The sequence below is a fragment of the Citrobacter sp. CK195 genome, assembly GCF_030333365.1.
Classification (GTDB): Bacteria; Pseudomonadota; Gammaproteobacteria; order Enterobacterales; family Enterobacteriaceae; genus Citrobacter_B; species Citrobacter_B koseri.
This window is the reverse complement of sequence record NZ_JAOWGB010000022.1, coordinates 189,144-214,032: the sequence shown is the minus strand read 5'-3', so window position 1 is coordinate 214,032 and position 24,889 is coordinate 189,144. Positions and strand designations below refer to the sequence as shown.

The 24,889-nt window shown below is 54.5% G+C and carries 17 protein-coding genes; 7 read left to right on the top strand and 10 right to left on the bottom strand.

Features of this window, described 5'->3' with window-relative positions:
- Nucleotides 1-155: 155 nt before the first annotated feature.
- From sucA to OGX93_RS05925, 5 genes are all read left to right on the top strand, one after another.
- A complete protein-coding gene (gene sucA, locus OGX93_RS05945; RefSeq protein ID WP_012133275.1) occupies nt 156-2,957 on the top strand; it encodes a 2-oxoglutarate dehydrogenase E1 component in 2,802 nt (933 codons plus the stop codon).
- A gap of 14 nt (nt 2,958-2,971) precedes the next feature.
- A complete protein-coding gene (odhB, locus tag OGX93_RS05940; RefSeq protein WP_047458082.1) occupies nt 2,972-4,192 on the top strand; it encodes a 2-oxoglutarate dehydrogenase complex dihydrolipoyllysine-residue succinyltransferase in 1,221 nt (406 codons plus the stop codon).
- Between the two features lie 129 nt (nt 4,193-4,321).
- On the top strand, nt 4,322-5,488 hold the full coding sequence (gene sucC / locus OGX93_RS05935) for an ADP-forming succinate--CoA ligase subunit beta (RefSeq protein ID WP_012133271.1): 1,167 nt from the start codon (nt 4,322-4,324) through the stop codon (nt 5,486-5,488).
- Entirely contained in the window at nt 5,488-6,357 is an 870-nt protein-coding gene (sucD, locus tag OGX93_RS05930) for a succinate--CoA ligase subunit alpha (protein ID WP_012133270.1), read from the top strand. The genes sucC and sucD overlap by 1 nt, the downstream gene beginning before the upstream one ends.
- 589 nt (nt 6,358-6,946) lie before the next feature.
- Complete coding sequence (locus tag OGX93_RS05925; protein WP_024130527.1) at nt 6,947-7,855, top strand: LysR family transcriptional regulator; 909 nt, start codon at nt 6,947-6,949, stop codon at nt 7,853-7,855.
- A gap of 344 nt (nt 7,856-8,199) precedes the next feature.
- On the opposite strand, the gene cobO is transcribed toward OGX93_RS05925, so the two are convergent.
- The 10 genes from cobO to OGX93_RS05875 form a co-directional block, all read right to left on the bottom strand.
- Nucleotides 8,200-8,802, bottom strand: a complete 603-nt coding sequence (cobO, locus tag OGX93_RS05920; RefSeq protein ID WP_286449705.1) for a cob(I)yrinic acid a,c-diamide adenosyltransferase — start codon at nt 8,800-8,802, stop codon at nt 8,200-8,202.
- Nucleotides 8,803-8,811: 9 nt separating this feature from the next.
- Nucleotides 8,812-10,464 (bottom strand): class I fumarate hydratase, encoded by a 1,653-nt coding sequence (locus OGX93_RS05915; RefSeq protein WP_286449706.1) that lies wholly within the window; start codon nt 10,462-10,464, stop codon nt 8,812-8,814.
- 108 nt (nt 10,465-10,572) lie between these two features.
- A complete protein-coding gene (locus OGX93_RS05910; protein ID WP_012133264.1) occupies nt 10,573-11,880 on the bottom strand; it encodes a dicarboxylate/amino acid:cation symporter in 1,308 nt (435 codons plus the stop codon).
- Between the two features lie 167 nt (nt 11,881-12,047).
- Entirely contained in the window at nt 12,048-12,365 is a 318-nt protein-coding gene (locus tag OGX93_RS05905) for a DUF4387 domain-containing protein (protein WP_012133262.1), read from the bottom strand.
- Entirely contained in the window at nt 12,362-13,732 is a 1,371-nt protein-coding gene (locus OGX93_RS05900) for an acyclic terpene utilization AtuA family protein (RefSeq protein ID WP_047458076.1), read from the bottom strand. The genes OGX93_RS05905 and OGX93_RS05900 overlap by 4 nt, the downstream gene beginning before the upstream one ends.
- 3 nt (nt 13,733-13,735) lie before the next feature.
- On the bottom strand, nt 13,736-14,977 hold the full coding sequence (locus OGX93_RS05895) for a methylaspartate ammonia-lyase (RefSeq protein WP_286449707.1): 1,242 nt from the start codon (nt 14,975-14,977) through the stop codon (nt 13,736-13,738).
- Nucleotides 14,977-16,422: a methylaspartate mutase subunit E gene (locus OGX93_RS05890; RefSeq protein WP_012133259.1), complete on the bottom strand. Its 1,446-nt coding sequence runs from the start codon at nt 16,420-16,422 to the stop codon at nt 14,977-14,979. Before OGX93_RS05890 ends, OGX93_RS05895 begins: the two co-directional genes overlap by 1 nt.
- A gap of 18 nt (nt 16,423-16,440) precedes the next feature.
- Entirely contained in the window at nt 16,441-17,829 is a 1,389-nt protein-coding gene (glmL, locus tag OGX93_RS05885; protein WP_012133258.1) for a methylaspartate mutase accessory protein GlmL, read from the bottom strand.
- Nucleotides 17,829-18,278 carry a methylaspartate mutase subunit S gene (gene glmS, locus OGX93_RS05880; RefSeq protein WP_012133257.1) on the bottom strand — a complete coding sequence of 150 codons (450 nt, stop codon included), beginning with the start codon at nt 18,276-18,278 and terminating at the stop codon, nt 17,829-17,831. Before glmS ends, glmL begins: the two co-directional genes overlap by 1 nt.
- Before the next feature lie 490 nt (nt 18,279-18,768).
- Nucleotides 18,769-19,488, bottom strand: coding sequence for a GntR family transcriptional regulator (locus OGX93_RS05875; RefSeq protein WP_286449708.1), 720 nt, complete (start codon nt 19,486-19,488; stop codon nt 18,769-18,771).
- 177 nt (nt 19,489-19,665) lie between these two features.
- Here OGX93_RS05875 and mngA point away from each other — a divergent pair, with 177 nt between their 5' ends.
- Both mngA and mngB read left to right on the top strand, forming a co-directional pair.
- Nucleotides 19,666-21,582 carry a PTS 2-O-a-mannosyl-D-glycerate transporter subunit IIABC gene (gene mngA, locus OGX93_RS05870; RefSeq protein WP_286449721.1) on the top strand — a complete coding sequence of 639 codons (1,917 nt, stop codon included), beginning with the start codon at nt 19,666-19,668 and terminating at the stop codon, nt 21,580-21,582.
- 21 nt (nt 21,583-21,603) lie between these two features.
- On the top strand, nt 21,604-24,237 hold the full coding sequence (mngB, locus tag OGX93_RS05865) for a mannosylglycerate hydrolase (RefSeq protein WP_286449709.1): 2,634 nt from the start codon (nt 21,604-21,606) through the stop codon (nt 24,235-24,237).
- Nucleotides 24,238-24,889: the final 652 nt, after the last annotated feature.

Below are 24,889 nucleotides of genomic sequence, written 5' to 3'. Positions count from 1 at the left end.
CCTTTAAAAACTGCCCTGATGGTTAGACAGTTTCTAAAGGTTCCTTCGCGAGCCGCTACACAGAGAAGAGCTCGCAAGTGAACCCCGGCACGCACAGCAATGTGCGTGGTAGTATCCACGGCGAAGTAAGCATACAGAATGCTTAAGGGATCACGATGCAGAACAGCGCTTTGAAAGCCTGGTTGGACTCTTCTTACCTCTCTGGCGCAAACCAGAGCTGGATAGAACAGCTCTATGAAGACTTCTTAACCGATCCTGACTCGGTAGACGCTAACTGGCGTTCGACGTTCCAGCAGTTACCTGGCACCGGAGTCAAACCGGATCAATTCCATTCAAAAACGCGTGATTATTTCCGTCGTCTGGCGAAGGATGCCTCACGTTACTCTTCTTCGATTTCCGACCCTGACACCAATACGAAGCAGGTCAAAGTCCTGCAACTTATCAACGCTTATCGTTTCCGTGGTCACCAGCATGCGAATCTCGATCCGCTGGGACTGTGGGAACAAGAAAACGTGGCGGATCTGGACCCCTCTTTCCACGATCTGACAGAGGCCGATTTCCAGGAAAGCTTTAACGTAGGTTCTTTTGCGATTGGCAAAGAGACGATGAAGCTGGGCGAACTTATTTCCGCGCTCAAACAAACATACTGCGGCCCGATTGGCGCCGAGTATATGCACATCACCAGCACCGAAGAGAAACGCTGGATTCAGCAGCGTATCGAATCCGGCCGCGCCGCCTTCAGCGCGGAAGAGAAAAAACGCTTCCTCAACGAACTGACCGCCGCCGAAGGGCTGGAGCGTTATCTGGGGGCGAAATTCCCGGGGGCGAAACGCTTCTCGCTGGAAGGCGGCGATGCGTTAATCCCGATGCTCAAAGAGATGATCCGCCATGCGGGCAACAGCGGCACCCGCGAAGTGGTGCTGGGTATGGCGCACCGTGGCCGTCTGAACGTGCTGGTCAACGTGCTGGGTAAAAAACCGCAGGATCTGTTCGACGAATTTGCGGGCAAACATAAAGAACACCTCGGCACCGGCGACGTGAAGTACCACATGGGCTTCTCGTCTGATATCGAAACCGAAGGCGGTCTGGTTCACCTGGCGCTGGCGTTTAACCCGTCGCACCTGGAAATCGTCAGCCCGGTGGTGATCGGTTCCGTGCGCGCCCGTCTGGATCGTCTGGATGAGCCGAGCAGCAATAAAGTGCTGCCAATCACCATTCACGGTGATGCCGCAGTGACGGGCCAGGGCGTGGTTCAGGAAACCCTGAACATGTCCAAGGCGCGTGGTTACGAAGTGGGCGGTACGGTGCGTATCGTCATCAACAACCAGGTGGGCTTTACCACCTCCAACCCGCTGGATGCGCGTTCCACCCCATACTGCACCGACATCGGCAAGATGGTTCAGGCGCCGATTTTCCACGTTAACGCGGATGACCCGGAAGCGGTGGCTTTCGTTACCCGTCTGGCGCTGGACTTCCGTAACACCTTTAAACGCGATGTCTTCATCGATCTGGTGTGCTACCGCCGTCACGGCCATAACGAAGCCGACGAGCCGAGCGCAACCCAGCCGCTGATGTACCAGAAAATCAAAAAGCATCCGACGCCGCGTAAACTCTACGCCGACAAGCTGGAAGCGGACAAGGTCGCTACGCTGGAAGACGCCACTGAAATGGTCAACCTCTACCGCGATGCGCTGGATGCAGGCGAATGCGTGGTGAAAGAGTGGCGTCCGATGAACATGCACTCCTTCACCTGGTCGCCGTACCTCAACCATGAATGGGATGAGAGCTACCCGAACAAGGTGGAAATGAAGCGTTTGCAGGAACTGGCTAAACGCATCAGCACGGTGCCGGAAGCGGTAGAAATGCAGTCGCGCGTCGCCAAAATTTACGGCGATCGTCAGTCGATGGCTGCTGGCGAGAAGCTGTTCGACTGGGGCGGCGCGGAAACGCTGGCCTACGCCACGCTGGTTGATGAGGGGATTCCGGTGCGTCTGTCCGGCGAGGATTCCGGTCGCGGCACCTTCTTCCACCGTCATGCGGTGATTCATAACCAGGCAAATGGTTCCACGTATACGCCGTTGCAGCACATTCATAACGGTCAGGGCACCTTCCGCGTCTGGGACTCCGTCCTGTCTGAAGAAGCGGTGCTGGCGTTCGAATACGGTTATGCCACCGCTGAACCGCGCACCCTGACCATTTGGGAAGCGCAGTTCGGCGACTTCGCCAACGGCGCGCAGGTGGTGATCGATCAGTTCATCTCCTCCGGCGAGCAGAAATGGGGGCGGATGTGTGGCCTGGTGATGCTGCTGCCGCACGGCTACGAAGGGCAGGGGCCGGAGCACTCCTCCGCGCGTCTGGAACGTTATCTGCAACTTTGCGCTGAGCAGAACATGCAGGTTTGCGTCCCGTCCACCCCGGCGCAGGTTTACCACATGCTGCGTCGTCAGGCGCTGCGCGGTATGCGCCGCCCGCTGGTTGTTATGTCGCCGAAGTCGCTGCTGCGTCATCCGCTGGCGGTCTCCAGCCTGGACGAACTGGCCAACGGCGCCTTCCAGCCAGCGATTGGCGAGGTTGATGAGCTCGATCCGCAAGGCGTGAAGCGCGTGGTGATGTGTTCTGGTAAGGTTTATTACGACCTGCTGGAACAACGTCGTAAAAACGATCAGAAAGATGTCGCCATTGTGCGCATTGAACAGCTCTACCCGTTCCCGCACAAAGCGGTTCAGGAAGCGCTGAAACCGTACGCCCACGTACATGATTTTGTCTGGTGCCAGGAAGAGCCGCTCAACCAGGGCGCATGGTACTGTAGTCAGCATCATTTCCGTGAAGTGATTCCATTTGGGTCTGCTCTGCGTTACGCAGGTCGCCCGGCCTCCGCCTCCCCGGCGGTAGGGTATCTGTCCGTTCACCAGAAACAGCAACAAGATCTGGTTAATGACGCGCTGAACGTCGATTAATTAAAGGATAAATAATGAGTAGCGTAGATATTCTTGTTCCCGACCTGCCTGAGTCCGTAGCGGACGCAACCGTTGCGACCTGGCACAAAAAACCGGGCGATAGTGTCCAGCGTGATGAAGTGCTGGTAGAAATCGAAACTGACAAAGTGGTACTGGAAGTACCGGCATCGGCTGACGGCATTCTGGATGCGGTTCTGGAAGATGAAGGTACGACGGTAACGTCTCGCCAGATCCTGGGTCGCCTGCGTGAAGGCAACAGCTCCGGTAAAGAGACCAGCGCCAAATCCGAAGAGAAAGCGTCTACGCCGGCGCAGCGCCAGCAGGCGTCGCTATCCGAGCAGAACAACGATGCCCTCAGCCCGGCGATCCGCCGTCTGTTGGGTGAACACAATCTCGACGCCAGCGCCATCAAAGGCACGGGCGTAGGCGGTCGCATCACGCGCGAAGATGTGGAAAAACATCTGGCGAAGGCACCGGCGAAAGCGGAAGCCAAAGCGCCGGAAGCCGCGCCTGCCGCACAGCCTGCGCTTGGCGCTCGCAGTGAAAAACGCGTCCCGATGACCCGTCTGCGCAAGCGCGTAGCCGAGCGTCTGCTGGAAGCGAAAAACTCCACCGCGATGCTGACCACGTTCAACGAAGTCAACATGAAGCCAATCATGGATCTGCGTAAGCAGTACGGCGACGCGTTTGAAAAACGTCACGGCATTCGTCTGGGCTTCATGTCCTTCTACGTGAAAGCGGTGGTTGAAGCGCTGAAACGCTACCCGGAAGTGAACGCTTCCATTGATGGCGACGACGTGGTGTATCACAACTACTTCGACGTCAGCATGGCGGTTTCCACGCCGCGTGGTCTGGTAACGCCGGTACTGCGTGATGTCGATACCCTCGGCATGGCGGATATCGAGAAGAAAATCAAAGAACTGGCCGTGAAAGGGCGTGACGGTAAGCTGACGGTGGACGATCTGACCGGCGGTAACTTCACCATCACCAACGGTGGCGTGTTCGGCTCGCTGATGTCTACCCCGATCATCAACCCGCCGCAGAGCGCAATCCTCGGCATGCATGCGATCAAAGATCGTCCGATGGCGGTGGATGGCAAGGTTGAGATCCTGCCGATGATGTACCTGGCGCTGTCTTACGATCACCGTCTGATCGATGGTCGTGAATCAGTGGGCTTCCTGGTCGCCATTAAAGAGCTGCTGGAAGATCCGACGCGTCTGCTGCTGGACGTGTAGTCACTTTTTAGTGTCACCTGCCATGTAGGCCGGATAAGGCGCTGGTGAGATGCCTGATGGCGACGCAGCCGCGTCTTATCAGGCCTACAGGTTTAAAGATAACGATTACCTGAAGGATGGACAGAACACATGAACTTACATGAATATCAGGCAAAACAACTTTTTGCCCGCTATGGCTTACCGGCGCCGGTGGGTTATGCCTGTACTACTCCGCGTGAAGCAGAAGAAGCCGCTTCAAAAATCGGCGCGGGTCCGTGGGTAGTAAAATGTCAGGTTCACGCAGGCGGCCGTGGCAAAGCGGGCGGTGTGAAGGTTGTTAACAGCAAAGAAGAGATTCGCGCGTTTGCGGAACACTGGCTGGGTAAACGCCTCGTGACCTACCAGACAGACGCTAACGGTCAACCGGTCAACCAGATTCTGGTTGAAGCGGCGACCGATATCGATAAAGAGCTGTATCTTGGCGCGGTTGTTGACCGTAGTTCTCGCCGCGTGGTCTTTATGGCCTCCACCGAAGGCGGCGTGGAAATCGAAAAAGTGGCGGAAGAGACCCCGCACCTGATCCACAAAATCGCCCTCGATCCGCTGGCGGGCCCAATGCCGTATCAGGGCCGCGAACTGGCGTTCAAACTGGGTCTGGAAGGTAAGCAGGTTCAGCAATTCACGAAGATCTTCATGGGTCTGGCAACCATTTTCCTTGAGCGCGATCTGGCGCTGATCGAAATCAACCCGCTGGTGATCACTAAGCAGGGCGATCTGATCTGTCTCGACGGTAAACTGGGCGCTGACGGCAACGCGCTGTTCCGCCAGCCGGATCTGCGCGAAATGCGCGACCAGTCTCAGGAAGACCCGCGTGAAGCGCAGGCGGCGCAGTGGGAACTGAACTACGTGGCGCTGGACGGCAACATCGGCTGCATGGTTAACGGCGCAGGTCTGGCGATGGGCACGATGGACATCGTTAAACTGCACGGCGGCGAACCGGCTAACTTCCTCGACGTAGGCGGCGGCGCGACCAAAGAGCGCGTAACCGAAGCGTTCAAAATCATCCTCTCTGATGACAACGTGAAAGCGGTTCTGGTTAACATCTTCGGCGGCATCGTCCGTTGCGACCTGATTGCCGATGGTATCATCGGCGCGGTAGAAGAAGTGGGTGTTAGCGTACCGGTTGTCGTACGTCTGGAAGGCAACAACGCCGAACTCGGCGCGAAAAAACTGGCTGACAGCGGCCTGAATATTATTGCAGCGAAAAGTCTGACGGATGCAGCTCAGCAGGTTGTTGCCGCAGTGGAGGGGAAATAATGTCTGTTTTAATCGATAAAAACACCAAGGTTATCTGCCAGGGCTTTACCGGTAGCCAGGGGACTTTCCACTCTGAACAGGCGATTGCTTACGGCACGCAGATGGTGGGCGGCGTAACGCCAGGCAAAGGCGGCACCACGCATCTGGGTCTGCCGGTGTTCAATACCGTGCGTGAAGCGGTAGAAGCCACTGGCGCCACCGCAACGGTTATCTACGTTCCGGCGCCGTTCTGTAAAGACTCCATTCTGGAGGCTGTCGACGCGGGCATCAAACTGATCATCACCATCACTGAAGGCATCCCGACGCTGGATATGCTGACCGTGAAAGTCGCGCTTGACGAAGCGGGCGTGCGCATGATCGGGCCGAACTGCCCGGGCGTGATCACCCCTGGCGAGTGCAAAATCGGCATCATGCCGGGCCACATCCACAAGCCGGGCAAAGTGGGCATCGTGTCCCGCTCCGGTACGCTGACCTATGAAGCGGTTAAGCAGACCACTGACTACGGTTTCGGCCAGTCCACCTGTGTGGGCATCGGCGGCGACCCGATCCCGGGCTCTAACTTCATCGATATCCTGAAACTGTTCCAGGAAGATCCGCAGACTGAAGCGATCGTGATGATCGGTGAGATCGGCGGTAGCGCGGAAGAAGAGGCGGCGGCATACATCAAAGAACACGTAACCAAGCCGGTTGTCGGTTACATCGCGGGCGTTACCGCGCCGAAAGGCAAGCGTATGGGTCACGCGGGCGCGATTATCGCGGGTGGTAAAGGTACGGCGGATGAGAAATTCGCCGCGCTGGAAGCCGCAGGCGTGAAAACCGTTCGTAGCCTGGCGGATATCGGCGAAGCGCTGAAAGCCGTAATGAAGTAATTCTCAAAAAGCAGCAATAAGGCCCGACTCCTTCGTGCGACAGGGGAATACCTGAAGCGCGAAGGATGCAGGGCTGGTCCGTTTTCGACATGGTTGGTCACCTTCTGGTGACCTTTTTTTTGCCTGTTTTGCCGCTTAACCGTGTTGAAAATAAGCATCTTGCTGCGGTAAACGTTTACCCGCGCTTATTGTTATTAATATCATCCTGCCAGCAGGTGACGAACAGAAAATTATCAGACACATAAACAGTCGCTTTCTGTTATGCCGCGTGTTAAATCCTCCTTAAATAAACCACAAATAATATTGATTCACCTCGCAACATTTTTTCTCCATAAAACAAGTTAACATGAAAAATTATTAAGAACTTATTAGCACTATTTGCCTGTAATTAACCGCGTTTAAATTGTGTTTATTGTCGGGGTTGAGTATTATTGCTTAATATTTAAACACTGGCAGTGTGCGTAAATCATGGAGTGGATCAATGACATTAGCGGAGAAAATAAAATATAACTCTCGGGGATAATCTGGAGGGGTTGCATTAATTTTTTATAAATTAAACTATTTTTGTACGCTGCATATGGAAGACGTTATGAGAGGAAAGATACCCAAGACCGAATTACTGGTGACTTTTGAAGTGGTGGCGCGTCACGAAAGCTATACCCGGGCAGCAGAAGAGTTGGCGTTGACTCAGAGTGCCGTGTTCCGGCAGGTGAATGCGCTGGAGGATTTTTTACATACCTCGTTATTTAACCATGCCAAAAAGCGAATTTTTTTAAATGCAGCCGGTAAGCATTATCTGAGCATTGTTAAAGAAACACTTAACAAACTTGAACGTGATACCAATACGATAATGACCTGGCAACCCACCGTTCAGGTCATTGAGCTGGCGGTGAACCCAACGTTCAGTACCCACTGGCTGATTCCGAATTTACGTGAATTTAATAAAATAAATCCTGACATTATCGTTAATATTCATTCGCTGGCGAATATTGGCGATTTTCTTAACCGTGAGTATGACGCCGCCATTATGCGGGAAGATTTTTGCTCGCCCTGGTCAGAGGTGGAGTATTTATTTGAAGAGGAAATTTTACCCGTATGCAGTGGCAGCCTTTTACCTCAGCCGAATCAAAAACTGACCGTAGAAGAGTTGCTCAATGAATTTCCCCTTTTGCATCAAAGTACGCGCATCAAAGGCTGGCAGGAATGGTTTGCGCTGTCGGATATCAACAGTCCGCTGGTGAATAAAGGCCCGCGCTTTGATTTATTGTCGATGCTGATTGCCGCCGTGCGTTCTAATCTGGGCGTGGCGCTATTGCCCCGGTTTGCGATCCAGCACGATCTGGATAACGGTGAGATGGTGATTCCCTGCGATGTGCCGATGCGTACAGGGAACCGGTTTATTATGACGTGGCGCGAAGAAAAAGCGGAATCCCGGTATTTACAGATCTTCCGTGACTGGCTGCTGCAAAAATCGGTAATCTCAGCGGTGGAGCGCTGACGCCGGATGGCGGCCAGTGGCCTTATCCGGCCTACAAGCGGTGAGGACTAATGCCGGATGGCGGCCGATGGCCTTATCCGGCCTACAAGCGGTGAGGACTAATGCCGGATGGCGGCCGATGGCCTTATCCGGCCTACAAGTGGTGAGGACTGATGCCGGATGGCGGCCGATGGCCCTATCCGGCCTACAAACGGTGAGAACTGATGCCGGATGGCGGCCAATGGCCTTATCCGGCCTACAAGCGGTGAGAACTGATGCCGGATGGCGGCCAATGACCTTATCCGGCCTACAAGCAGTGAGGGCTGTAGGCCTGATAAGCGCAGCGCCATCAGGCAAAGGCGCGGCTACCAGTCTATCCCCGCCTGCGCCTGAATGCCGCTATCGAATGCATGCTTCACCGGGCGGACTTCGCTGACCGTATCGGCGAGTTCCAGTAATTGCGTATGACACCCGCGACCGGTAACGATCACGCTCTGCTGTTCGGGACGATTCACAATCGCGGCGATCACGTCCTGGGTGTCCAGGTAGTGATAAGCCAGCATGTACGTCAGTTCATCCAGCACCACCAGATCGTAACGCGGGTCGGCGAGCATACGCCTGCCTTCCTGCCAGACGGCTTCCGCCGCCTGTATATCCGCGTCCCGGTCCTGCGTCTCCCAGGTAAAACCGGTGCCCATAATGTGAAACTCAACGCCCAGCGGTTGCAGCGTGTTGTATTCACCGTTATCCCACTGACCTTTAATAAATTGCGCGACGCCAACGGTTTTGCCGTGACCGACCGCGCGGGTCGCGGTGCCAAAGGCCGCCGTCGATTTTCCTTTACCGTTCCCGGTGAAAACAATCAGGACTCCTTTCTGTTCCGTGGCCGCCGCCACGCGGGTGTCCACCTGTTCTTTCAGTTTTTGCTGCCGCTGGCGGTGCCTGTCAGTATTGGCTCGCGCTTCCATAAATGCTCCTTAATGCCCTGCCGGACAGATCGCGCAGCGATGTTGCTGCTCAAACTGGCTGAAGAAGTTATTGCCTTTATCATCCACCAGCACAAAGGCGGGCAGGTTTTTGACCTCCATCATCCACACGGCTTCCATCCCCAGTTCGGGATACTCAAGGCAGCGTAAGCTTTTAACGTACTGCTGTGCCAGAAGCGCGGCGGCGCCGCCAATGCTGCCAAGATTGAAGCCGCCATGCTTGTGACAGGCTTCGGTCACTTGCTGGCTGCGGTTGCCTTTCGAAAGCATGATCAAACTGCCGCCCGCCGCCTGGAAGGCGTCAACATAGCCGTCCATGCGCCCGCCGGTGGTCGGGCCGAGCGAGCCGCAGGCCTGTTTTTCCGGCGTTTTGGCTGGCCCCGCGTAATAAACAATGTGATTTTTCATGTAGTCCGGCATCGGTTCGCCGTTATCCAGACGCTCTTTAATTTTGGCGTGCGCGATATCGCGGGCGACGACAATCGGGCCGTTCAGCGACAGTCGGGTGCCGACAGGCAGCGTGGAAAGGTTATGCAGGATCTCGCGCAGCGGACGGTTGAGATCGAGCTGTACGGTCTGGGCGCTGTTTTCCACGCGCAGGGATTCAGGAATAAATTTTCCCGGATTGTGTTCGAGTTTTTCCAGCCAGATGCCGCGCTTGTTGATCTTCGCTTTAATATTGCGGTCGGCAGAGCAGGAGAGCGCCATTGCGATGGGGCAGGAGCCGCCGTGACGCGGCAGGCGGATAACGCGGATATCATGAGCGAAATATTTGCCGCCAAACTGTGCTCCGATGCCAAACTCGCGGCTGGCATTGAGCAGGGTTGTTTCCAGCGCCGTGTCGCGAAACGCCTGGCCCAACTCGTTTCCGCTGGTCGGCAGGGTGTCGTAATATTTGGTTGAGGCCAGCTTCGCCACTTTCAGCGCCTGGTCGGCAGATAATCCGCCAACCACAAAAGCGATGTGGTAGGGCGGGCAGGCTGCTGTTCCCAGCGACCGCATTTTTTCGATCAGGAAAGCGGTGAGTTTTTCGGGTTGCAGAATAGATTTGGTTTCCTGAAACAGCGCCGCTTTGTTGGCGGAACCGCCGCCTTTATTGACGAAGAGAAACCGGTATTCGTCACCCGGCGTCGCGCTGATATCAATCTGGGCGGGCAGGTTGGTTTGGGTATTTACCTCGGTGTACATGTCCAGCGGGGCGTTCTGGGAGTAGCGTAAGTTATTTTCCTGGAAAGTGATGTACACGCCTTTGCTCAGGGCTTCGGCATCGTCGCCGCCTGTCCAGACGTGCTGACCTTTGCTCGCCACAATGGTTGCCGTTCCCGTGTCCTGGCAGTTTGGCAGTACGCCTTTCGCCGAGACTTCGGCATTGCGTAACAGTTGCAGCGCGACGTACTTATCATTACTGCTGGCCTGCGGATCGTGCAGGATGCTGGCAATCTGTTTCAGATGCGCGGTGCGCAGGAAAAACGAGGCTTCATAAAATGCCTGTTGGGCCAGCAGAGTCAGCGCTTCAGGCGCGACTTTGATAACCTCTTCACCGTCTAACTCCGTTACCGTAATGTGCTTGTCGCTGAGTAATTCATATTCCGTCGTATCTTTGCTTTGAACAAACGGTTCCTGCCAGACAAATGGTTTAGACATATTAACTTCTCACCTTTAAGTTATTTTTGCCGGACGGCTGTCCGGCCTACAACAATGCGCAAACCGTAGGCCGGATAAGCGTTAGCGCCATCCGGCATCGCTGTGGTATCAGGACATCGCCACTTCTGAGTGTTCGGTTGCCGGGCGCTCCTGTTCCGGGGTTTTGACCGGCGCTTTGCCACGACAGCCTGCGCCGAAGTGCTCGCCTTCCCAACGACCGACAATCGCCGCACCCATCGCATTACTCATCACGTTGGTGGCAGAACGGCCCATATCGAGGAACGGATCGACGCCCATCAGCAGGATCAGACCGGCTTCTGGAATGTTGAATTGGTTGAGGGTAGCGGCGATAACCACCATTGACGCACGCGGCACGCCTGCCATTCCTTTGGAGGTCAGCATCAGAATCAGCAGCATGGTGATCTGCTCGCCCATGCTCAGTTCAATGTTGCACGCCTGGGCGATAAACACGGTGGCAAACGAGCAGTAGGCCATTGAGCCGACGAGGTTAAAGGAGTAACCGATAGGCAGTACGAAGCTGGCAATCTTGGAAGAGACGCCAAACTTCTCCAGTTTGTCCAGCGTACCGGGGAAAGCCGCTTCCGAGCTGGACGTGGTAAAGGCCAGCAGCGCGGGTTCGAAGATTGCTTTGGTCAGACGACTGATGCACGGCCCGACAATCATTGTTGACAGGCCAATCAGGATCGCCCACAGCATCCCCAGCGTCAGGTAGAACTCGCCCATGAAGATCCCGGCGCTGACCATCACGCCCAGACCGCGTTCAGCAATCAAACCTGAGATGGCGGCAAAGACGGTCAGCGGCGCAAACAGCATCACGTAACCTGTCAGCTTCAGCATGACGTGCACCAGCGAGTCGAGCACTTTAACGATGGCGGCGCCTTTTTCACCAACGGCGGCCAGGCTGCAACCGAGGAAAATGGAGAACACCACAATTTGCAGGATCTCGTTGCGCGCCATCGCATCGATAATACTGGTGGGCACGGCGTGCGAGATAAAGACTTTCAGCGTGAAGGGTTCAGACTGCACGGCGGCAACCGCGCCTGCGTCGTGTGCCACAAAGTTAATGCCTGCGCCTGGCTGGAACATATTGACGATGACCAGACCCAACGCAATAGACAACAATGAGGCACAAATAAACAGGAAAAAGGTTTTAGAGAATATACGCCCCAGCGTTTTGGCATCGCCCATTTTGGCGATTCCCACCACTAACGTTGAAATAACCAGGGGGGCAATAATCATTTTTACCATGCGCAAAAATATGGTGGTAAAAATAGAGATGTCCTGGGCGTACGATTTTGCTGTTTCAGCCGATGCCATATTATTAATGGCCACCCCGGCAATCATGCCGAGTATCAGGCCTAATATGATCATTTTGGTTAAACTTATTTTTTTCATGTTTGCTCCATCGGATAATGGTTGGAGAATAATGTGTAGGGCAGCGCATACCCGAACGCAGACAACCGCTCAGGTACGCGCTTGTTATGACCAACCGCATGAATAATCAGGAAAACAGTGATACAGCAAAATCCTGTATCCTGATGGCTGTTGTTGTATTGTTATGACTACAAGTCGAAGGTAATACTTAATAGCGGCGCGTGTTGCTGCGCGCCATAAACATCATTGTCACCAACGTTGCCGGAAATAATATCGCGCGGCATGACAATTTTTACCGCATTTGCCGGATCAAACCAGACAATGCGATGAATAAAATCAGGCTCGACGTTATATAAACGGGCAATAAGCTGCGGCGTTAATTGTTCCGATGCTTTTACCCGCTGATAGTCTTCCCGGGTTTTAAACAAAATATCTAAAACCAGTTCGTACGGTCCGGCGTTTTTGGAACGAATCACCTGCGCCAGTGAGCAAATAGAGTGTTTCATGCCTGAACTCCTTCCGGCGTCACCTGTTCGAGGTGGAAATCAAATTGCAGCGCGTCGCTCGCTTCAATCAGGTGATAGATTGAAAACTCATACACTGGCCCGCTTTGAATATCGGAAGGCGAGAACGGGAAGGCGAGGTTGCCCGCCGTTGCAATCCGGTTTTCATAGCCGTAGTGCAGGAGGGTGGAACGCACCAGCGAACAGACGCTGTTGGCGATATCCTGCGTCGGCGCGACCACGTCGAGCAATATGCCCAGTTCGTGCCCGGCGCTCTGCATCGGTTCGTGATTGCCCATCACCCCGTTCTTACCGTACAGGTGGAACGTCATGCGGATGCTGTCATCATTCAGCGAGAGGTTACGCGCCACGCTGGTCTTCACCTCTTCGAGAATGGTGTCAATGCTGGCAATCATGATCGGGTCGCGCGTCCCGGCGATGGTCAGACAGCGGAAGCCCACCTGACGCGCGCCTTCCAGCTTCAGCGCGTACGGCGTCTCTTCGTGACGGGAACCGCTGACGTAGACCTCGCCCTCGTTGACCGCTTTGAAGCTGCACCCTTTCAGATTCAGCACGCCGCCCGGCCCCGGCAGGTAGTACGGATCGGATTTCTCATACAGGGTGTGCGCCGCCGCAGAGGTTTCGGTGAACTTGCGCTTTGGATTGAACGTCTTAAGCGTAAAGCCGTTATCGTCAATGATCCCCATCGCGCAGTCGGAACCGGAACCCGGCGTCGCGGCGATGGCAGCGCACTCAAGGATCTTACCGCAGTGCAGCGCCAGACCTTCATCAAAGCCCTGCATGATCGGCAGCGCCGCGAAGCAGGCCGGATCGTAAGCGCGTCCGCCCAGCACCACCTGCGCACCGGCTTTCAGCGCCCGCTGGAAAGGTTCGATGCCCATTTGCGCGACGATATAGGTGCTTTGGTCGATCGCGTCGTGGGTCAGTTCCGGGACGAAATCCAGCGCGGTGATTTTGCCGTTATCCAGCGCCTGGTGAACGATCGCTTTATCAACATCTGACGGGATAAGCGCCATCGAGAACGACAGCTTCTCTTCCTGCGCAATCTCAAGGATTATCTGGCGACACCACTCCAGATGCGGCGCCGCGCCGGAACCTCCGGCAGTGCCGATCACCACCGGGATATCGTTTTTTACGCCAGCGGTGATCATATAGCGCAGATCGCGTTTCACCCCGGCCCTGTCGGTAAAGGGTTTCCCTGCCCCCAGGTAGTGGGGGCCAGGATCGGAGGAACCGGCGTCAACGGCGATCAGATCCGGCGACTCCTCCATCGCTTTGCGAAAGCTCTCTTCCGGGAAGCCATAGCCCAGAATGGCCGTCGGCGATAAGATCTTAAATGTGCGTGCCATTTCTCAATCCTTTGTCTGCAACAGCGCGATGGTACGGTTCATCTCGTTAAACACGATGTTGAGACCTTCATCGAAGCCCATACCCGGTTTCACCAGCATCCGCATCGGGCGCGCGGCTAGCGCGACATGTACGCAGGTGCGGGCGCTGATCTCGGTTTCGTTACAGGTGCCGCCCTGATAGGCTTCCATCCCGTGTTTGTTGCAATAGAGCACGGCGTCAACGATGTTATGAATGCCGCCGAGATCCGGGGTTTTGATCTGCACCATGTGGCAACTGCCCGCGTCAGTGAAATCGACGATGTCCTGATAGGTGTTACACCATTCGTCAGCGACAATTTTTACGCCGGAACTGAGGCGGGTCAGCTCTTTGGTGATCGCGGTCAGCAGACGGATCTGATCCGGTTTGTTACCGGCATCCACCGGGCCTTCAATGTACAACGGCAGACCCTGCGCTTCTTTCTCCAGGCTGGCGATGTACTCCGCGCAGCGTACCGGGTCCATATCGAAAATCAGGCCGATAGTGCCGTAGACATCAATATGCAGCGTCGGGTGATAGCGTGGGCTGGTGCGCAGGCTCAGGATGCGATCGGACAGCCAGCGTACATACTCACGCAGTTTCTCGCCCTGAAAGCCCAGTTTCTCTTCCACGTTGTTGATCAGCGCATGCGGCAGCACGTCAACGCCTTTGAGGATCATCTTATCGACGGCGATATAGCGATCGTCGCCGCTCTGACCAAATAACGGAATCGCTTCCGGGACGCACGGCAACTGCCATTCATCGCAAACCACTTCTGCTTTCAGACGACCGGACGCCAGCGCGGTGGCGTCGAGTAGCGCCTGCGACAGGCCGTAACGCACGGCGGTGTGCAGCAGATTGCCGTCAATGCGCAGCTTGTCGAAGAAGCGGGCGTTCGGCAGGAACGCATCGACATCACGACCTTCCAGCAGCGGTTTAATGTGATCGTTCAGGAACGGAATAAAGTGCTCTGCCAGGAACAGCGGGTCACGACCGCCAGCGCCGGAATACTGCACGGCGGCGCAGTCACCGACCGCTACCGCGCCATTTTCCAGAATCAGCTGTACCGAGATGCACTCGCCCGCCTGACGCACAGAGGTAAAGCCGGGCGTGACCGGCGCGCCGGTATAAATGAATCCATCATGACCCGCGCCGTTTTTAATCGCCTGCTGATCGTCGAAATAGAATGAGGAGTAGCCAGCGGTGAAAAGGGCCTGTTTAATTTTCATTATGGTCTTCCTATTAATTGACTGTGGGATACCGCGTTGATGTCATCAACAACCATCTGGAATGAGGGCTTGCGTCCTTCAAAATGGGCGCGCTCAGCGACGTAATCGTGGTGCAGGGCGAGGATATCTTTCGGCAGCGGAACCGCACCGGCTTCAAGGATGCGAATGGCGCCGGAGTTATCGCGAACCGGCAGGATTTTGCCTGCGTTACAGGAGGCCGGGGCGAAAGGTACGTCCAGCACGCCAGCTTCAAAAGCCAGCACCGTGCCGCGCGCCACATCGCCGTTACCCAGCTCAAAGACTTTTTTCAGCACCGCACGGACTTCGCACTTAATCAGTTCGACTTCCTGTTCCACGGCTGCGCACGGCGGGAACTTCTGGTCGCTGACCATATTGAGCATCTGGCGAGAGGCTTTAAGCCCCTGGGCGTTTGCGGCGGCCGTTGGGATACCGAAGGCTTCGTGCGGACTCTTGGTGATCACTTTGGTCGCGCCGGACATACCCGCCACCGCCGCACCCCAGGAGATAATGGCGAACGCTTTGGATTCATCTTCCGGGAAGCCGCCCATCCACTGGTGGAAGACGGTGCTCAGTTCGTAATCATCAAAGCCGTAGTTCTGGAAATATTCGTGGGACAGTTCGCGCAGTGACTGAATGGCGGCGATATCCTGCGTCAGGCTGCCCACCTGGCCATAGCCGACGGTAATCGACTTCACGCCCTGTTCCAGCGCCAGCAGACCTTCGATGATGGCGACCGCGTGGGACATAAACGGCGGGATCAGCGTGCCGGTCAGCGGGCCGAACGGCTCGCGGTTAATGCGGATGCCGTGCTCTTCATACATTCCCATCAGACGGTCGCAGTACTGCCAGTCGCGGATTGATTTTTCCAGCGTGACGCGCTTGGCGTAAGGAATGTTGTAGGAGATGCCGCCGCCTTCATAGCTGGTGAAGCCGCTGGCCATCGCGATTTCCGCCAGCAGTCGCGCATCCGGCGTACCGTGACGAACCTGAATGGGTTTTTCCAGCGCTTCCGTCATCCGGCGGCAGGCAGCAACACCGTGGTTGACAACCGGCAGGCCGTTCAGCTTAGAGGTGCCTGCTTCGATGGATTTTTGAATACCGATCGCCGCTTCTTCGTAACGGTTCAGACGGGTATAGGCATCGATGGTGCTGGGAAGCAGATCGCACTCTTCCTGCAACGTTTTGAGCAGCGCGATGTGTTCATCCATCAGCGCCACGCCCGCGCGCGGCTGGCTGAGCGTTTTGCCTTCCTGATCGGCTTTTAACAGGGCGTGAGAAAAGCGTTTTTTCTCTGGAATGGTTTGCTGATACTTCACGCCATCTTCAAAATTCTCGACGTCCTTGCCGGTATGCCAGGTTTGCAATACCTGATGCCGCTCGGTCATGAATTCGTCATGGGTTAATTTTTTATTTCGGAGTTCCATTCGTAGCTGCCTTAGGTTTTATAGGGTTAAACATTGAATACTGGTGCGAGCGGCGAGCTGCGGGTACAGCCTGGCGACGTTCGCCAGCAGAGGAAGCAAGCCTTTTGAATCGCGGTAATAGTCAAACTGCCCGGGTAAGAGAATGCGTCTGCCGTCATCGTCCAGCTCGCGGTATTTCAACCAGCGATGGATGTCGAACTGACTGGCGCGGGAGAGCCATCCGCCGGAACCGACAACTTTGCGAACGGTGGTGAGGTCGCGCCCCATCTGTAAGTCGACGTTGCCCACGCAGGTGCAGACCTGCTTTTTGGTGCCCGCGTGACGTTCGCTGGCATAACCCACGCACAGCCCTGCCAGCAGGGCGTCGAAGAATTTCTCTTCGTCGCTGCGGGGGAGGTAATCGGGGTGGGACACCAGGTGGCGCAGATAGCCGTAAAACGCCTCCTGACGCTCAGGCTGTTGGGCAAACACGACGTTTACCATCTCCTGGGTGCTTTCTCCGACCACAAGGGCAGAGACGCGCATCCCGAGATCGCCTTCAACGGTGCGTTTGACGAACGGTTCCGGCACGCCATGCAGCACGGTATCGGGAGAGAGCATATTGGCACAGGCGGAGTACACGTCGGTGGTGGCGCCGCCCATATCGATCAGCATGAACTCTTTCCATGCGCTGTCGATGTCGCTGATGGCTTTAACCAGCTCGTAGACGGTCCACGGTGTTGGCATCGGCTCTTCGCCGGTTTCGCCAACAATCACGTCCAGCCCTTTGCCTTTCACGATGCGGGACAGGAACAGATCGCAAATGGCCTGGCGGGCGGCATACGGATTCGGGTGATCGAGGTCGGGCAGAATGTTGTCTACCGTGGTCAGATCTTTATGCCCCAGAATGGCCTGTACCTCATCCTGAATGTCACGGTTTCCGGCATAAATAATCGCGCAATCCAGATTTGAGTTCGCCAGCGCGCGTGCATTCGCCAGGCCGTAGCTTTCTTCGCCGCCATCCGTACCGCCGGTAAACAGCAGGATGTCCGGCGGCGAGTTTTCTAACGCCTGGATGTCATGGCGGTTGAGCTTATACGCGTAATATTGCGCGATCTTCGCCCCCGCTGAGTGGGCAGTAACTTTTGCGGATTCCAGCGTGATAGACGGCACCAGCCCCATAGCGGCGACGGCGAGCCCGCCTTTTGCCGATGAGGAGTATTTCAACTGCACTTCGCCGCTTTTCAGCAACGGACGGGCATCGGCGACATTCAGCACCTGATTCAGACTGGCAAAAAAACCGTCTGCCAGATGGTATGTGGTGGTTGGCGTCAGGACATGGTTCACCAGGGTTAACGCATCCCCCTCCCTGGCGAAGAGGGCGGCTTTGGTCCATGTCGAGCCGATATCGACAGAGACGATTTGCATCAGATGGCCTCTTCAAGGCAGCGCTGTTCAACACCATGGCGCGGGTTAATGTCTCCGGCCATTAACCGGCACACATCTTCCAGATCATGACTTGGCGCAAAGACGCGGTTAAAGCCCATCTCTTTAAACTTCGCTTCCACGTCGGCAAAGTCATGTTTACCCACCACCAGATTGCCGCCGACATAGAGCAGAATGTCACCAATACCGCGTTCGATGCAGCGTTCACGTAAACCGAGGCAGTCGATATCGCCGTGGCCGTAAATGGATGACACGACAATCGCATCGGCGCCGGTTTCGATTGCGGCATCAATATATTCATCCTGGCTTACCATGACCCCCAGATTGATTACGCGAAAATCATGGGCAGTAAAAACGCGATCCAAAACTTTATTGCCTACTGCATGGCAGTCAGCACCAATGACGCCAATAACAAGTGTTGATTTTTTCATGAGTAATCCTCTGTAGAGCTGATGAACAAAAGGTAAGAGTCTTCGTTTAATATTGCGCACTCAGGTTTCTGCAACCTTTTAATAGTCATGGAGTGTCTGTGCAGGCGGGAAGGGATGCAATTGATCTATTTTCAAAATATCTTTCTTAAAACTAATGTTCTTAATTAATCATTGGAAGGGTGTTTGTTATCAATGAGTTATTATTGATTGCCCAGCTCTGGTTAATTTAATTGGAACAGGGGGTTAATAAATAATATGCTGTGTTTGTGATCGCGGTCTTATTTATTTTTGCAAACGGTTATTGAGAGATAAATATAATACAAAGGCAAAACTGTGAGTTAAATAACGGAACAGAAATGGATGTTTCTATAGGAACACGGTTCATTGTTAATGAAAGGATAAATATGATAATAATTTGTTCTTTCTTACCGGGCGGATTATTTGTGAGCCCGGTAGCATATTGTCACAATACCGTGAACAGAAAACATGATCAGCGCTGTTTTCTGCGCGCGATCAACGTAAATTTATAATCATCGGTATTAAACGCATTACGGCTATATTCAAATATCTGACCGTCTTTCAAAAATCCGCGGGAGACTTTCTCCAGGATCGGTTTGTTTGCGCTGATCGCCAGCGTGCGGCTCATTTCTTCGGTTGGCATGATCGGGATCAGCTCCTGCTCGCTGCGATCAATGACCATCTGCTTCACCTCTTCAATAAAGTGATACTTGGAATTTTCCATCACCTGCCAGGTCAGGTCGGGAAAGAGCGCCAGCGGCATCCACGTCTCTTCGAGGGCGACGGGTTTTTGCTTAATGTAACGCACGCGTTTTACGTGCCAGACCCGGTTGTTCTCCGCCAGTTGTAACTGGTTGCGCAGAAAGTCGTCCGCCAGGATCACTTCAAAAACCAAAACGTCACTGTGGGTGTCAACATGGCGATCGGCGAGTTTTTCGTAAAAGCTGGTTAGCTGGTAGATATCGTAATTGACCCGCTCTTCTTTCACATAGGTCCCGCTGCCCTGAATGCTTTCGATGATCTGCTGTTCGGTCAGTTGCTTGAGCGCCTGACGTACCGTGACCCGGCTCACGCCAAACGCATGCTGCAATGTCTGCTCGGTGGGTAACGCGTCGCCTGCTTTCAGTTCGCCACGTTCAATCTGCTCGCGGATTCGGTCAGCAATCTGTCGGTATAACGGTTTTTGGCTCATCTTTTTACTTTTGTATGAATGAATTAATACGACTTCGTTGATTATGCCCGATCAATAGCTCTTGTAAATAATACAAATTAAATACAAATTATTTTGCGTAAGTGAAAATGATCACATAAATGTATTGTTTCATCTGGCACAATTTCTGAAACATACAATGACAGTGTGAGGACTATGATGAACCTGACGACGTTAACCCACCGCGATGCGTTATGCCTGAACGCCCGGTTTGGCAGTCGTGAAGAGGCTATTCACGCGTTAACCCAGCGGCTTGTGCAACTGGGGAAAATTTCAGATTCCGATGCTTACCTTGAAGAAGTCTTTTTGCGTGAAAGCCAGGGGCCAACGGCGTTGGGAGAAGGGCTGGCGGTGCCGCATGGTAAAACGTCGGCGGTTAAAGAAGCGGCATTTGCCGTGGCCACCCTGCGCGAACCCATGGTGTGGGAAGGAGTTGACGGGCCGGAAGCGGTGACGCTGATTTTTCTGCTCGCCATTCCGCCAGGCGAAGCGGGAAGCACCCATATGCAGTTGCTGACCGCACTCACCACGCGACTGGCGGATGATGACACCCGCGCGAGGATTCTGGCTGCGACCACGGCGGATGAGCTACTGTCGGCGCTGGATGACCAATATCAGGAAAGCGCTTTTCAGCCCTTACAGGATGCGCCGACCATCGTCTGCGTAACGGCGTGCCCGGCGGGGATTGCGCACACCTATATGGCGGCGGAGTATCTGGAAAAAGCGGGACGCAAACTGGGCGTGAACGTGTATGTGGAAAAGCAGGGCGCTAACGGAATTGAAGGCCGTCTTACCGCACAGCAGCTGAACGCGGCAAAAGCCTGCATTTTCGCCGCAGAGGTGGCGATAAAAGAGAGTGAGCGCTTTGCGGGCATTCCTGCGCTGTCGGTGCCCGTCGCCGAACCTATCCGCCACGCCGAAGCATTGATCCAACAAGCGCTGGCGCTGGAACCCGCGCAGGGCGATCGCGCGGTTTACCAGGAAACGGCAGCGCCTAAGCGTCTGAAAACGGAGTTAAAACAGGCGCTGTTGAGCGGCATCTCGTTCGCCGTGCCGCTGATTGTCGCCGGGGGAACCGTACTGGCCGTGTCGGTGCTGCTGGCGCAAATGCTCGGCTTGCAGCATCTCTTCGATCAGGAGAACTCCTGGCTGTGGATGTACCGCAAGCTGGGCGGTGGGATGCTCGGCATCCTGATGGTGCCGGTGCTCGCCGCCTATACCGCCTATTCGCTGGCGGATAAACCCGCGCTGGCTCCCGGATTCGCCGCCGGCCTTGCCGCCAATATGATTGGCTCCGGCTTTCTCGGCGCGATCGCGGGGGGCTTGATCGCCGGATATCTGATGCGCTGGGTGAAAAACCATCTTCGCCTGAGCAGCAAATTCAACGGCTTCCTGACCTTCTATCTGTATCCGGTCATCGGCACCTTAGGCGCGGGCAGCCTGATGCTGTTTGTGGTGGGCGAGCCCGTTGCGTGGATCAACAACGCGCTGACCGCCTGGCTTAATGGGCTGAGCGGCGCCAATGCGCTGCTGCTTGGCGCGATTCTCGGCTTTATGTGTTCTTTCGATTTGGGCGGGCCGGTCAATAAAGCGTCTTACGCGTTCTGCCTTGGGGCGATGGCGAACGGTGTCTACGGCCCGTATGCCATTTTCGCCTCGGTCAAAATGGTGTCCGCCTTCACCGTAACGGCATCAACGATGCTGGCGCCGAGGCTGTTCAAAGAGTTTGAGATCGAAACAGGAAAGTCGACCTGGCTACTGGGGCTGGCGGGCATTACGGAAGGGGCAATCCCGATGGCGATTGAAGATCCGCTGCGGGTTATCGGTTCTTTTGTTCTGGGGTCAATGGTGACGGGCGCGATTGTCGGCGCGATGAACATTGGTCTTTCGACGCCGGGCGCAGGCATTTTCTCACTCTTTCTTTTGCATGACGCCGGATACGGCGGTTTCGCCGCCGCCGCAGGCTGGTTTGGCGCAGCGTTAGTGGGGACAGCGATATCGACCACTATCCTGCTGTTCTGGCGTCGTCATGCGGTAAAGCAGGGCAAGTATCTGACTAACAATGTGTTGCCATAAACGAACTAACAGGAAACGAAGATGAAAGCAGTATCTCGCGTTCACATTACGCCGCACATGCACTGGGATCGTGAATGGTATTTCACCACGGAAGCGTCACGTATTTTGCTGGTCAACAATATGGAGGAGATCCTGACCCGCCTGGAGCAGGATGCAGAGTATAAATACTATGTCCTTGACGGGCAGACGGCGGTGCTGGAGGACTATTTCGCCGTCAAAGCGGAAAATAAAGCGCGGGTAAGAAAACTGGTGCAGGCCGGAAAACTGATTATCGGCCCGTGGTATACCCAAACGGATACCACGCTGGTATCCGGGGAGTCGATCGTGCGTAATCTGATGTACGGTATGCGCGACTGCCTGGCGTTTGGCGAACCGATGAAAATTGGCTATCTGCCGGATTCGTTCGGCATGTCGGGGCAGCTTCCGCATATCTATAACGGTTTCGGTATTACCCGCGCCATGTTCTGGCGTGGTTGTTCGGAACGCCACGGCACCGATAAAACCGAATTTTTATGGCAAAGCGCGGATGGCAGTGAAGTGACGGCGCAGGTGCTGCCGCTGGGCTACGCGATTGGTAAGTACTTACCGGAGGACGAGGCCGGGCTGCGTAAACGTCTCGACAGCTACTTCGATGTGCTGGAGCGCGCGTCGCTGACCAAAGAAATTTTGCTGCCGAATGGCCACGATCAGATGCCGTTGCAGCAAAATATCTTTGCGGTGATGGATAAACTGCGCGAAATCTACCCGCAGCGTAAGTTTGTGATGAGCCGCTTTGAAGAGGTGTTTGAACACATAGAAGCCCGCCGCGAGCAGCTTGCCACGCTGAAAGGCGAGTTTATTGATGGCAAATATATGCGCGTTCATCGCACCATTGGTTCGACGCGGATGGACATCAAAATCGCCCATGCGCGCATTGAGAACAAAATCGTCAACATTCTTGAGCCACTGGCGACGCTGGCCTGGACGCTGGGGTTTGAGTATCACCACGGCCTGCTGGAGAAAATGTGGAAAGAGATTCTGAAGAATCACGCCCACGACAGCATCGGCTGCTGTTGCAGTGACAAAGTACACCGCGAAATTGCCTCCCGTTTCGAGCTGGCTGAGGATATGGCCGACAACCTGATCTGTTTTTATCAGCGCAAAATCGCCGACAACATGCCGCAGAGCGATGCCGACAAACTGGTGCTGTTTAACCTGATGCCGTGGCCGCGTGAAGAGGTAATTAACACCACGGTACGCCTGCGCGCCAGCCAGTTCTCTCTGCGGGATGATCGGGGCAATGCCATTCCTTATTGCATTCGCCATGCCCGGGAGATCGATCCCGGTTTAATTGACCGCCAGATTGTGCATTACGGTAACTACGAGCCGTTTATGGAATTTGATATCCAGATCCAGCAGATTATCCCTTCAATGGGCTATCGCACGCTTTATATCGAACCGAACGCTGCGGGCAATGTGGTGAGCCCGACGGTTTCATCAGAATCGCTGCTGGAGAACGCGTTCTGGCAGATTACGGCGAATGATGACGGTACGCTGAACCTGCGCGATAAAGACAGCGGCGTGCGTTATCAGCGCATACTGGCGCTGGAAGAGGGGTCAGACGATGGCGATGAGTACGATTACTCCCCCGCCAGAGAAGAGTGGCTGCTTACTTCGACGACGGCAAAACCGGAATATGAAGTGATTCATGACGCATGGCAGAGCAGGGTTGTCATTCGCTATGTCCTGGCGGTTCCGGCGAATCTTGCCGAACGCAGCGCGCGGCAGCGCAACGGAACGTTAGGCGTGGAGATCGCCGTCACCCTGAGCCATAACAGCAGACGCATTGATGTTGAGGTGGCGCTGGATAATCAGGCTGACGATCACCGCGTGCGGGTGTTAATCCCCACGCCGTTCACGACGGATGTTGTGCTGGCGGACACCCAGTTTGGCGCAGTGACGCGCCCGGTACAGGACAGCGCGATGGAAAACTGGCAGGAAGAGGGGTGGAAAGAGGCGCCGGTGCCGGTCTGGAATATGCTGAACTATGCGGCGCTTCAGGAAGAGAGAAATGGCCTTGCGCTCTTCACGGAGGGATTACGTGAATTTGAAGTTATTGGCGAAGGGAAGAAAACGTTCGCCTTAACGCTCCTGCGTGGGGTGGGGCTGCTGGGGAAAGAGGATCTACTGCTGCGACCAGGGCGGCCTTCCGGCATCAAAATGGCGGTGCCGGATTCACAAATGCGCGGAATGCTGCGCAGTCGGTTTAGCCTGTTCAGCTATAGCGGAACGCCTTTTAGCGCCGGTGTCGCGCAACAGGCGAAGGCGTGGCTGACGCCTGTTCAGTGCTATAACAAAATTCCCTGGGATGCGATGAAACTCAACAAGGCCGATGTTTGCGTACCGGAACATTACAGCCTGTTAACGATGTCGCCGGTGGGCTGCCTGTTAAGCGCGCTGAAAAAAGCAGAGGATCGCGATGATGTCATCCTGCGCCTGTACAATCCGTCCGAAACAACCTCATGTGATGCCACCGTTGCCTTTAGTAGAGCCGTTAGCGCATGTACAGAGACCATGATGGATGAACAGGCGTGCCCTGCGAAAGGAGAGGGGGCAAGTGGGGCTGGCCTCTTTCTGCCGGGGCAGTCCCGAACGTTTAGCTACACGCTTGCCTGAATCTCAGACAAACAGATTAAAGCCACGCTTAGCGTGGCTTTATTGTTAACGTAATAATAACAATCCGGTGTTAATTTCAATGGGCTTAAAAGTAAAATATTTGTGATTATTTTCATGGCGAATTGACCCTGTGGAAAATTACGCTGAAGCGTCTACGCTAAATAGTTGCAGACGGCAAAAGAATGTCGTCGATGATAACGTTAAATGAAATGCTGTTTTTTTATATATACCTTTCTATTAGATAACCGCCAACACCCTCAGAGATACATATGCGCAACATTGTTTTCACTGTGTTTACGCATTGTATACACCATTAACGAATTTTGGTGTTTTTGATTTAAATCAATGTTTAATGCTTGGAAAAAGATGTCAAAACACGATAAATTGTCGCCGATCAAATTGGCCTGAAACCGGTAAATTAGCTATAAATTGATCAATGTCGAAAAATGCAAATTTGACTCAATAAAAACCTGTTTATTGTAGGGATTTTACGGCGTAATATATTTGCGGGATCAATTTAGGTTTTTTATTAACATGTTTGTAACTTTTTATCATTGCTGTTTCCTCTGATGATGAAACGGCAACGGTGAAGGGGAGCAAATAAATTTTATTGGGGCATGCGTGTGACCCTTTCTAACGGGGTTCACTCTCG